Genomic DNA, 12,552 nt, shown 5'->3' with positions numbered 1-12,552 from the left:
TTTTTTAAATTAATTTTGTAGGCTCTTTCCTTACCCCAACATTTAGTATAGAGCCAATAATGTTTTAGCACACTTTCGGTCTGGCAACAAAGTAAAGCAAAAGCTAAACTTTCAGTCCAAAAGTAAAAGGTTGTGGGTGTGAGCAATGCCCACAAATGCTTTAACTATAACAAATTCTTGATAGCCAAGCGGCTTGATGTTTAGGATTGACCACAAAATCTCATCAATATTTCAATAACCGTTTAGCTGTCAGAGTTTGTTAATTGGCATAATCGTACATATCTTCGTCATACAATTTTATATTTTTTGCATAGCATAGTATTAAGGCTATCTTAAAACAGACATTGATTAAACCTATAATAAAGCTAAACATAAAAACACCAAAAGAGCCGACAATGTCAATTACAAGCAATAGAATTAATATTCCATATTTCATCTTACTGGGTTTCATGTACGCACTCCAAGCTAAACATAGACAAACAAAAAACATTGCTAAAATCAGAATGGTTATTAAAACACTTAATGCACTTATTTCAAAACCAAAAATAGTCAATAAAAAAAGTGGAAAATAAAAAATTGACATAAATAAGCAATATGTATATTCTGCAAATGCAAAATCAGAATTTAAAAAACAACCACATACAATAATCATAGTTCCAAAAATTAACACACTCGTCATTATCGGAGCCAATATTTCTGTAATGTGTTTATTTTTCACTTTACATTCCTCCTTTCATTGAAATAAAAGTTGTAGAATATATTTTGTGATCAACCCTTTATTAAACCTCAAACACCTCAAGGTCATTTGGAATATACAGGTTTCCGCTGAAATATTTTTTGCCCTCATCATAATACAGTGATTTTCGGTTGCTCAAATTTTTATCCTCCGTATGATACAAAACAAGGTTTTTAATTTTCAATTCTTCCGCAAGTTTGCAGGCGTCTGCAACGGTGGAATGGTTTTTCTCATACGGCTTAAAAATATCCGCCTGAGAATACAGACAAAAAGCCTCGTGCAAAAGCCAATCACTGCCGTACACATATTCCCTTTCACATTCATGAAAAGGCTCGTCACCACAGCAGGTGAGTTTTTTGCCATTACCATACTGCATGGTAAATCCAAATTGCTTTGTCTTTACCGACTCAACATCAAAGAACTGCCCCCTATGCCCTATTATTTCAAGCTCCTGTCCGTTTTCAACCGTAACAAGGTGCAGTTTGCTGCCGATAAGGTCAAGCTCACGCTTGAGCAAAAGCAGATTTGCAATATCTCTTATGATTTTTATTACTTCATCATGACCGTAAATATATGCCTCGCCCTCGTATGTATTGCGGTTGATATGCTGGCAAATCATTCTTACAAACCACATAATGCCAAACAGGTGATCCATATGCTTATGAGTAATAAAGATATGCCGCACACTTTTCCAATCAATATTCGCCGATTTAAGCTGTTTAAAAATAGTGTTGCCGCCACCGCCGTCAACCATAAAATTTTGATTATTATCTGTAATCACAAAGCAAGTATTATAGCAATCGGTTACGCTTGCACAACCTGTACCGAGTATAGTTAATTTCAAAATATCACCCCGATTAATAATACCACAATTTTCAAAAATTGTCTAATCAGCAGTCCACAACAACGCAGTCATTAAGATGAATGGAATATATTATACATTCCTTAACCTTATAATCGGTAAATTCTTCAACCGCCTGCTTATAAAGGCTGAGCTGTTTTGAATACAATTCCTTTAGCTTGCCGATTTCACGCACACGATCCGTTTTGTAATCAACAACTACAAGCTCATTGCCCTCTTTAAAAACAAGGTCAATAGCACCCTGCATTACCACTCTTGTTTCGGCACTCTCGCCCTCAAGCGTACTGTCAAGCATACCTGCTTTGATATTTACGGTAAAGCGCTGCTCCCTATTAACAAGCGGCGAGTCCATTACTCTCTTTGCAAGACTGCCGTCAAGGAATTTTTGTATTTCGCTCTTATTAATTGAGGCAACCTGTTCGGCTGTCAAAAACTTTTCGGCTAAAAGTCTGTCAAGCTCAGCCTGCAAGTCATTTTTTGCCTTTTTAAAATCGCAGAATTGCAAAAACTTATGGTGAGCCGTACCTCTTTCAACCGCCGAGGAATTGCCATTTGACAAAAAGGCAGGCTTTAAGAAGATTTTATCAAAGGTGTCGCCATCATTATGCGCAACATCCGAGGCACTGACCTTTTGCGGAATTTTTAACACAGATTTATTTCTATATGGAAAATCTGTTCTTTCCTTAAGCAAATCAATTACAGTTGAATCGTAAATTTCGTTATCGGAATTATTTTCTGTATCGGCAACTGCTTCCTCTGTATCGTTAACAAAATCAGCCGATTTAATAAAATTAATATCCCATGGCAATTCGTCTGTTGCCGAATTTGTAAAATCGGTTTCTCCAAGCTGTAACTTCATTCTTAATTCATTATGCAACGGGTGCACCAAGGCGCACATACTTATCCAATCGCTTATAGATTTTGCTTTCATAACGGAATACGGGTCTATCACTCCGCCTGCCAACTTTGAATGTAGCTTTGCAAGATAATCGGTTGGATTTTTTTGTGACGATATAACAATCAACTTTTCCTTTGCACGAGTGAGCGCTACATAAAGCACACGCATTTCTTCGGCAATTTCATTTTCAGATATTTCAACACCTACCGCCATTCGTGGCAAGGTATTGTATCGGCAAAAGCCCTCAACTCTCCTTATGCCAAGTCCTGCCTTGCTGTCTATAAGCACATCTGCGCTAAGGTCTGTTTTATTAAATTTCTTTGCCGAGCAAGCAATAAAGCAAACAGGATACTCAAGTCCCTTTGACTTATGAATACTTATTACCTTGACGGTATTGTCGGTTTCGCCGTTATCGCCCGAAGACGACTCAAGGTCAGCACCGTTTTCAATCAGCTTGTCCATATATGAAATAAATGCAGACAAACCTCTGTATCCGCTTGATTCAAAGCTGCGGGCATATTCTCTCAACAGATTAAGATTTTTTATGCCCTTTGCGCCGCTGATAGCGGAGATTATAGCCGAAAACGAAGTAAGCTCATAAATACGGCTCAGGAGTTCATCAACCGAACAGGTGCAGGCATAAGTTTTGAGCGAGCTAAGCTCCTTTAAAAACTCGGCTGTTCTGCTGTCTTTTTTTGCAAATTCCACTACTGCCGAATACAAATTAGTGTACCTGTTGCCGTTCTTAATCTTTGCAAGCTCGTCTACCGTAAAGCTGTAAACAGGACTGCACATTACTGAAAGCAACGGAATATCAAGTGACGGATTGTCTATACAGCGCAAAAAGTTGAGCATTACCTTAATTTCATTGGCGTCAAAAAAGCTCTCCTTTATCTCTGAGGTTGCAGGCACACCAAGACTGTTTAAAACATTTACAAAGGTGGTTGCGGTATTTTTTGTACTTCTTAAAAGAATTGCACAATCGCCGTACTCAAGCGGTTTGCTATCTCTGCCGACCGTAAAGCCCTCCGACTTCATTTTGAGAATTTTATTTGCTACAAATACAGCCTCATTTACCACGCTGTCATCTGTACTCTCGTTCTGAATATAATCTACCTCAAAATTACATTTGTCACTCGGCGGATATACAGCGCCCACATTCAGGTATTCATCTGCGCCGTAATCCATTTTTGCCGAGGTTTCTGTCATAAGATTTTTAAAAATGAAATTAACAGCCGAGCAAACCTCCCTGCGACTTCTAAAATTCATATCAAGAATTATAGTTGCAGGATAAATTTCGTTTTCTCTGTCATACTTATTGTATTCGTTTTTCCTATCAATAAAAATCTCAGGCTTTGCCTGTCTGAATCCGTAAATGCTCTGCTTAACATCGCCAACAACAAACATATTGTTTTCGTCAGTGCTTACGCATTTAAAAATAAGATTTTGAACATCGTTTACATCTTGAAACTCGTCAACCATAATTTGGTCAAAGCGTTTTGAAATCTCTTTTGCCTGCTCTGTTTTTATGTATCCGTCACCGCAAGGCTCGGCAAGCAGTTTTACAGTCAAAAGCTCAACATCTGAAAAAGACAGCATATTTTTTGCGTATTTCATATCCGAAAACTTTTTAAGATATGCCCTTACAACCTCAAAAAGCTCGGATACTATTATGCGAAGATAGTCAATTTCGGCTCTGATTACAGTGCTGTCCCACATAAAGATATTGCAAATGCTGTCCACCGATTTTTTAACATCGTCACGAGAATTTGCAACGGCAATTTTAATCGGGTCATCTTTGTAGCCCTTTGGTGTTTTCATTCTGCCCTTAACAAAGGTTTCGGCAAATCTTTTGATTTCGTCCCATGAGCCTTCCTCAAATTTTTCGGCAAGCTTTTCAAAATATGCCTTATCGTCAAGCAAGAGCGGCAGGTTTGCATCTCTCAGTTTTTCGTCCTCATCAAGCAATTTTATTGAGTTAAGCGTAAGCAAAAGCGAGTGGTCAGCCGTTGACCTTGCGTATTTTATAAGAATTTTGCCAAACAATGATTTTTCTATCGGAATATCGGGGCAATAATTTGACAGCATATCTTCAAGCCATTTTTCGCCAAACGGCTGAGTTGCAAGAAAGCCTGCTATTTTCAGCACTGCGTTTCTCAAATTATCATCGCCGTTTTTATTTGCAAAAGCGTCTGCAAGTGCGTTAAATTCAGGTGTATTTCCCCTGTAAAAGTCCTCAAGCACAGTTTCGAGCGCATCGTTTCCGATTACCTTTATTTCGTTTTCATCTGCAAGGCGAAAATCTTTTTGCACGCCAAGCACATGGAAATACTCCCTTACAATCGAACCGCAAAAGCTGTCTATGGTGCAAATGCTTGTGTTATACATAAGCTGTCGCTGACGCAAAAGCAATGAATTGTACGGGTCTTTTTCAAGAAGAGCGTTAATGGCTTTTGCAAGTCGCTCCTTCATTTCGCTTGCCGCCGCCCTCGTAAAGGTTACAATAAGCAGTCGGTCTACATCAATCGGGTTTTCTTTGCGTGTTATCATTCTTATTATTCTCTCAATAAGAACGGTGGTCTTACCAGAACCTGCCGCCGCCGATACAAGCACACTGCCGCCCTGCGCTACGATTGCATCTGTTTGCGCATCGGTAAATTTAGCCATCAATCCTCGCCTCCTTTGTTCTGTTCGTTCCCAAGTATTTTGCACACCTCGTCATTATCTACCGAAAAGCTGTTTCGGCAAGCGCTCATATGGTAGGCGCAAACGCTGTCATACGGGCAATACTCGCACGAATCCTTGCCGCCCTTAAGCGGTGACGCCTCAACATTGCCCGAAAAAAGCTTATCTCCCATCTCGGCAACAGTCATATCGAGCTTTTTAAAAATCATACCTAATTCTTCAAGGCTCGCAAGATTTCCGCCTGTTGTGAGAGTTCCTTTTTTTGTATTGAAAGAAATATATTCCTTATCGGAATTATCAATAACATCAAGCGAATTTAAAAGCATACCGTTCATTTTCAGTCCCTTTGAAACCTGCTCGTTAATTTGCGCATCAATCATAGCGCCGTCAACTGAAATCGGCTTTACGGTAGCCGGCATATAGAGTATTCCTGCCGGCGTAACCTTTCCGTAGCGCTCCTCACCGCCAAGTGTAATTGCATAAAGGTAAATAAGCATTTGCAAATTCAGTCCGTATAAAATGTCGGACAGCTTAAACTCCTTTGAACCTGTCTTGTAGTCAATTATTCTGATATAGTTTTCCTCGCCCTTTTTGAGAATATCTACCCTATCCACACTGCCTCTGAGCATTATTTTTTGACCTGTCGGCAAAGCAACCTCATAACCGGGAATATCGCCGTCTATTTTAAGCTCGCAGTCAATCGGTTCAAATCCGCTGTGTTTTAGCTCCTTAATGATATGTAAAACAAGGAAATGCACATTTTCCCTTATCTTATTAAATCTATACATAAATCGTGGGGTATTTTTTTCTGTACCGCCAAAATGCTTGTCCACATAATCGTCAAGAATATCATCGCAAATATCATAGATTTCATCTTCGCTCATATTTGAAAATTCGTTTTTAGAATATTTGCTAAAGAAAATCTCCATAATATAGTGAATAAAAGTTCCGTATTCAAGTGGGTTTATCTCTGCTTTTCTGCGCTCACGCACACGCAAGCCGTAGTTACAAAAATAAGAAAATCGGCATAAACTAAACTTTTCAACCTGCGATGCTGAAATTTTAAGGTCACTGCCAAACAAAAGATTTACATTGCTTTTATCGTCAAACACAAACGGTTTTGCAGTGCTTGCATTTTGCAGTGCCTTGTACTTATCTTTAAATATTTCGTTATTCGCAAAATAATTTTTCAGCGCTCTGTTTTCCTCGCTGTCGCTGTTAAAGTTTCGTGCGCACTCCTCAAACGCAGGCAAAATTGCCCATGTGCTGTCCTTTACCGAGCAATACTCCTCCTCCCTATGCAAAGCAATGCTCGGAAAAATACTTACAACCTCGTTTATAATTGATGACTGCATATATGTACCGCCTGTTAAGTCCGATTTGTAAAAAGAAACAAACAGCTTTTGCGATGGTGAAGTGGCGGATTTATAAGCCATATAATTTTCAAAATCCGCAAGCTCCGCCGGCTCATCGCCAAACGGCAAATTATTTGCAATCAAAGTTTTTAATTCGTATGCAGAAAAAAGACCTGCGGTGGACGGAACAGCAGGAAAAACTCCGTCTATACAGCCAATAAGGAAAACTGCTTTTTCTTTGTTTAGTCTTACTCTTGTCGCCGTACCGACAGACACGCTGTCTACTGTGCGTGGAATATCCGCAATTTTCAGTACCGAAAGTCTGAGCGAGAGCAATTCAAAATATCTTTTCGGCGATACCTTTAAATCACCTGCAACGGCAACCATTTGGTCAAAGGTATTCATAAGCAAATTCCATAGTCTGATTTCTTCCTTTGCCTGCGCAAGCTCGCCGTCAGCTTTTAGCTTGTCATACATAGCGGATATGGCTTTTGTAACCTCAAGTCTTTCAAGCAGATTATACAACAGTTCGGTAATCTCTCTGCCCGTTTTGTCCTTTATATCTTCTCTGAATTTTTCAAGCGGTTCTACTAATCCTTCTCTCACATTCTCTGCCATTTCGAGTTGCTCCGTTTGTGAGTCACTCATAGTTTCCGAAAAGCCGTCAGGATTATTTGCAAAAGGCTTTTTAAAAGCTGCGCCGTTTATATTCCAAACATAAACATAATTTTCAAAGGCCGAAATTTCTTCATCAGAATTATTTGTAAGCCCTGTTTTTAAAATTGCAAGCAAATCTTCCTTTTGCCAACCGTTTAAAATCGCATTAAAAATCGAACACACATACCTTATAATCGGCTTTATGTAAATATCATAGCTTATATCCATAAAATACGGTATTTCGTATTTATCAAAAATTGTGTTCAAAACTCCCGTATATGGCGTAATATCTCTGCAAATAACGGCTATGTCGGAATACAGATACCCCTGTTCTACAACAAGCCTTTTAATTTGCCTTGCCACAAATTCACATTCGCCGTAAACGGTATCTGCCGAAAAAGCGGTGATTGAATCGTTTTTTAACTCATATTCATTGCTTTTGTTCTGATAAAAATTCTTTTCGAGAATTTTAAGTTCTTCGCTTTCGTTTCTGAAATTTTCCTCAAGTTTTACAGGCGCTTTAATCTCAACATTCTCTGATTTTGCTATTGCCTTAAGCCTTTTATATGTATCGTTAGTTGTGCTGAAAAGGCTCTGCTCCTCATCCTCATATGGATTTAATGTGAGCGCAACATAGGTGCTTTCGCACTGAGCAAACAACAGTTTAAGCACCTCAAGCTGTTGAACGGAAAAACCGCTGAAAGAATCAACGGCAAGCGTAAAGCCGTTAAACATATTTTTCTCTTTAAGAATTTCCGCCACCCTTGTAAGATTGTCGAGCGGATCTATATAACTTTGCTCGACAATAGCGTCAAAGGTGTCGATAATAAGTGCGGTTTCTCTCAGCTTTGTTTTAAGTGTTTTATCGTCTATCAAAGCCGACACATTTCTAAGCGCCTCGGTAGAAATTTTCGCTTTCTTACATTCTTTAAGTGCAGAAAGCATTGAATCTATCACACTTTTTTTGCCGCTGCTGTTTGCAAACATTTCAAGGCTTGTATCAAGCTGCTCAAGTGCAAGGCTCATAATTACGGCTCTTGTGCTGTCATCAATAACATTTTTCTGCTCAAAATTAACTGTATCAAAAACATAATGACAAAATCGTGAAAAACCGAATACTTTTACATTCTGACATTTTTTTGCGCCGAGTCTGTCAAGAAATACTTTTTCGGTTTCAAATGAGCTTTGATCCGGTATCAGCATAATTATGCGGTTTTCGCCCGTCTGTGCAAGCTCGGTGAGCTTATTATAAAGGTACTCGGTCTTGCCCGTACCGCTTTTTCCAAGTACAAATCTAAGCAAATATATCCCTCTTTTCAAAGTAAATTTATATATTATATTACTATGATACCATAACAAGTGTGTCATTTAAAGGACATTACTCAAAAAACGAAACTATTTTTTCAAATATTTCTACCACCTTAAATTTATATTCGTATTCGTTCCCCCTTACTATTTCCTGCTGATTTTCCGAAAATGTTTTTTCTACCTTTTCGTCATTGTTTATCGCACTTGAAATACATATTGACGGATACATTACGCACCACCAATTATGCCCTTTGCCACTGCCGATAGTTATTCTCAGTGCATCATACATACCGGCAGGCATTGTGTAGTTTTCATAGTATCGGGTATTAAAATACATCTTTACAACCTCGGCATTAACGGTGTAATTACAGCCGTTTTTATACACCGTATTTTGAGCAACGCTCTGCAAAGTTTCTATATTTTCCTTTGCTATGTTCTCGGCATCGTTTCTGTCCTTTGCATCGTCGAAAAGCTTATCTGTGTACTCAAGCAGGGCGTCACGCACCTTTAGCTTTAACGCCTGATCCTCTTCACTGTCTGAATTTGCAAGAATGTGCAGTCTGAACACCTCGGTTGAAATCTGCTCGCACTCCGCTTGAAAAGGAATTACAGAGTAAATAACAGTAAGTACAAAAGCTATGCAAAGTGATTTTATAAGTAGTTTCATAAAAAATAACCTGTCCTCTCTTTTTTTAGAGTATGGACAGGTTACTAAAAAATATTCAAACAGAATTATAAATTATTCTCTTTTCTGATTTCGAGTGTAGCCTCAACAAGATTCTTCAAACTCTTTACAGTTTCATCGTTGCCTCGTGTTTTCAGTCCGCAGTCGGGATTAATCCACAATTTGCTTTGCGCAACCTTTGAGAGCATTTTGTTTATTGCCGATTTAATCTCATCAACCGTAGGTATTCTCGGAGAGTGAATATCATAAACACCAGGGCCAACCTCGGTGCGGAAATTCTTAGCCTTAAGCACATCAAGAATTGTAAGGTCTGAACGGCTTGCCTCAAATGTAATAACATCGGCGTCCATATTATCAATATCCTCAATAATATCCCCAAACTCGCTGTAACACATATGAGTGTGAATTTGGGTTTCAGCCTTTACACCGCTATGCACAAGACGAAATGCCCTTATAGCCCAGTCGAGGTACTCATCGTTCCAATCACATCTGCGCAACGGCAGTTTTTCTCTTAATGCCGCCTCGTCAATCTGAATGATTTTAATTCCGTTTGCCTCAAGGTCTAACACTTCCTCACGAATAGCCAGTGCTATCTGATATGCACTTTCTTTTAAAGAAATATCCTCTCTTGGGAAAGACCAATTTAATATGGTGACAGGGCCTGTAAGCATACCTTTAACAGGCTTATCGGTGAGGCTTTGAGCATAGGTTGACCATTTTACAGTCATCGGCTTTGCTCTTGAAATATCGCCCCACACAATCGGCGGCTTAACGCACCTTGTACCATATGACTGCACCCACGCTTTCTCGGTAAAGATATAGCCGTCAAGACATTCTCCAAAATATTCAACCATATCGTTTCTCTCAAATTCACCATGAACGAGCACATCAAGACCGATGCTTTCCTGAAGAGCAATACATTCAGAAATTTTTTCTTTCATAAACTTTTCGTATTCAACCTCAGAAATATTACCCTTTTTGTATGAAGATCTTGTTTGGCGAACATCTGAAGTCTGCGGAAAAGAACCAATGGTAGTTGTTGGCAAAAGCGGCAAGCCAAACTCTTTTTTCTGTATTTTTTCACGCTCTGCAAATTCAGGCGATCTTGTAAAATCTTTTTCGGATAATGCGTTTATTTTTTCCTTTACATCTGTATTACAGCCGCTTCTTGCCTGCGCAAATAATGCGACATTCGCTGTATATTCAGATAAGGTGATAAAATTATCGGTTTCGGCAATTTTCTTGATTTCACTTAATTCAACCAATTTTTCGCTTGCATATGAAAAATACTTTTTGTATGTATCGGAAAGTTTCACTTCGTTTTTAACTGTATACGGAACATGGAGAAGTGAACAGGAAGTGTTGATTACCGTATTAATTGATTTTTCCTGCAAATTTTTCAACAAAGCAATAGTTTTTGCATAATTATTTTTCCAAATATTTTTACCGTTTACAACGCCTGCAAATAGTACCTTGTCACTTGGAAAACCGTTTTTATCAATAAGCTCAAGTGTTTTTTTGCCCTCAATAAGGTCAAGACCGATTCCGTCAAAGTCAAGGGCGCAAATTTCATTGTAGCAATCTCTTACATCGCCAAAATATGTTTGCAGGCGAATTTTTATGCCGTTCTTATTTTCAAGAATTTTGGTATAAAGTGAATTGAAAAATTCAATATCAGCTTTGCTCATATCCTTAACAAGGCAAGGCTCGTCAAGCTGAATCCACTCAGCACCGAGGTTCACTAACTTGCCGATAATCTGAATGTATGAGTCTGTAATGCCGCCGAAAAAGTTTTCCTTTGATTTTTTGCCTGTATATCTTGCAATCTTGAGGAAAGTGTACGGGCCGATAATAACAGGAGTTGTTTTTATCCCGTTTTCAAGCGCCTCGACAAAAAGCTCGAAAGGCTTGTTTGATGAAAGTTTTAAAACTGTATCGTCATCAATTTCAGGCACCATATAATGATAATTTGTATTGAACCATTTTTTCATTGCAAGCGCCTTTACATCGCCTTTTTCTCCCTGATAGCCTCTTGCCGCCGCAAAATACTCATCAAGCAAAGATAAACCAAGCTTCTTATATCTTTTTGGAACAGCATTTAAAAGAAAAGCAGTGTCAAGCATACCGTCATAAAAAGAAAAATCATTTGACGGAATAAAGTCAAGTCCGCTGTTCTTTTGCTCTGCAAGATTTTCTAATCTCAGCTTTTTTGCCACATCAAAAAGCTCTGCCTGTTCAATTTCATTTCTAAAATATTTTTCGCTTGCAAATTTAAGCTCACGAAGTTTGCCTATTCTCGGATACCCAATTATTGAAGTTTTCATATTTACAAGTCCTTTCAAAAAATCTGTAAATATTATACAGCCTAAAACAAAAATGCGCCAATACTTAAAAATCGTTGTTGGATATAGCTTTAAACTATATCCAAGCTGCATTTAGTATCGGCAACAAATATGATTTGTGAATTAATCAAAAATTCTGTTTAATCAACTACACACTTGCATTTTTTGCAAAAAGGACTATAATACATTATGGAAAAAAATTTAGGGGAATAGTTTATGAAAAATTTAAAAGGACAAATATCCGAATCACGCCGACTCGCAATATTGCTTGCTGTATCGGGCGGATTTATGGATGCCTATACCTACACCTTTCGTGGCGAGGTATTTGCAAACGCACAAACGGGCAACATTATATTATTTGCCATAAATTTATCCGAGGGGAACTATGCAAAAATGCTGCAATATCTCTTCCCGATAATCGCATTTGCATTAGGTATAATTCTTGCCGAGCTTGTGCACCGCTTTTGCAATATAGACAACATTTTGCATTGGCGGCAATACACCGTACTGCTTGAATGTATAATTTTGCTTTCGGTTGGGTTTATATCTCAACGATACAATCTGATAGCAAACTCGCTTGTGTCTTTTGCCTGCGGAATACAGGTAGAGAGCTTTAGAAAAGTAAAAGGAAATGCCTCTGCCACAACAATGTGCATTGGCAATCTGCGTTCGGGAACACAAAATTTATTTAACTATGTGTTTAACAAAGACAAGGAATGTCTTAGAAAATCGCTGATATACTATGGTGTAATTTTCTTTTTTGCATTCGGTGCGGTTATAGAAAATATAATTATAGGCTTTTGGCAGCAATACACAATATGGTGCAGCTGCATATTGCTTTTTGCAGGATTTCTGCTTATGTTTATACAGGCTGAGGAAGAAGATAAACGGAGTGGTAAAACGAAATGAATTGGTGTTTAGAGCACAAAGTTTAGTTTAATAAATTCAAAATTCAGGTCAACCTTTAAAAAGGGTTGACCTGAATTTTTTGTTTCTTGTGTGGAAAATTTTATTTTTTCTCTGT

7 protein-coding genes are annotated in these 12,552 nt (G+C 38.3%); 1 reads left to right on the top strand and 6 read right to left on the bottom strand.

The genetic code is table 11. The features are described 5' to 3' along the window. Nucleotides 1-259 precede the first annotated feature (259 nt). The 6 genes from DXC23_RS11280 to metE all read right to left on the bottom strand — a co-directional run bounded on the left by DXC23_RS11280 (nt 260) and on the right by metE (nt 11,510). On the bottom strand, nt 260-718 hold the full coding sequence (locus DXC23_RS11280) for a hypothetical protein (RefSeq protein WP_117706463.1): 459 nt from the start codon (nt 716-718) through the stop codon (nt 260-262). A 61-nt stretch (nt 719-779) separates the two neighbouring features. Beyond that, entirely contained in the window at nt 780-1,580 is an 801-nt protein-coding gene (locus tag DXC23_RS11275; RefSeq protein WP_117706460.1) for an MBL fold metallo-hydrolase, read from the bottom strand. Between the two features lie 46 nt (nt 1,581-1,626). Then, on the bottom strand, nt 1,627-5,163 hold the full coding sequence (gene addA, locus DXC23_RS11270) for a helicase-exonuclease AddAB subunit AddA (RefSeq protein WP_117706458.1): 3,537 nt from the start codon (nt 5,161-5,163) through the stop codon (nt 1,627-1,629). Then, on the bottom strand, nt 5,163-8,495 hold the full coding sequence (locus DXC23_RS11265; protein ID WP_158552572.1) for a PD-(D/E)XK nuclease family protein: 3,333 nt from the start codon (nt 8,493-8,495) through the stop codon (nt 5,163-5,165). Before DXC23_RS11265 ends, addA begins: the two co-directional genes overlap by 1 nt. A 76-nt stretch (nt 8,496-8,571) precedes the next feature. After that, complete coding sequence (spoIIR, locus tag DXC23_RS11260) at nt 8,572-9,168, bottom strand: stage II sporulation protein R (RefSeq protein ID WP_117706454.1); 597 nt, start codon at nt 9,166-9,168, stop codon at nt 8,572-8,574. Between the two features lie 65 nt (nt 9,169-9,233). Then, complete coding sequence (gene metE / locus DXC23_RS11255; RefSeq protein ID WP_117706452.1) at nt 9,234-11,510, bottom strand: 5-methyltetrahydropteroyltriglutamate--homocysteine S-methyltransferase; 2,277 nt, start codon at nt 11,508-11,510, stop codon at nt 9,234-9,236. Nucleotides 11,511-11,744: 234 nt separating this feature from the next. Here metE and DXC23_RS11250 point away from each other — a divergent pair, with 234 nt between their 5' ends. Next, nucleotides 11,745-12,437: a YoaK family protein gene (locus tag DXC23_RS11250; RefSeq protein ID WP_117706451.1), complete on the top strand. Its 693-nt coding sequence runs from the start codon at nt 11,745-11,747 to the stop codon at nt 12,435-12,437. Nucleotides 12,438-12,552 lie beyond the last annotated feature (115 nt).

The sequence above is a fragment of the Eubacterium sp. OM08-24 genome (assembly GCF_003438075.1).
Lineage (GTDB): Bacteria > Bacillota > Clostridia > Oscillospirales > Acutalibacteraceae > Ruminococcoides.
The sequence above is the reverse complement of the archived record's forward strand: the minus strand, read 5'-3'. Positions and strand labels throughout refer to the sequence as shown.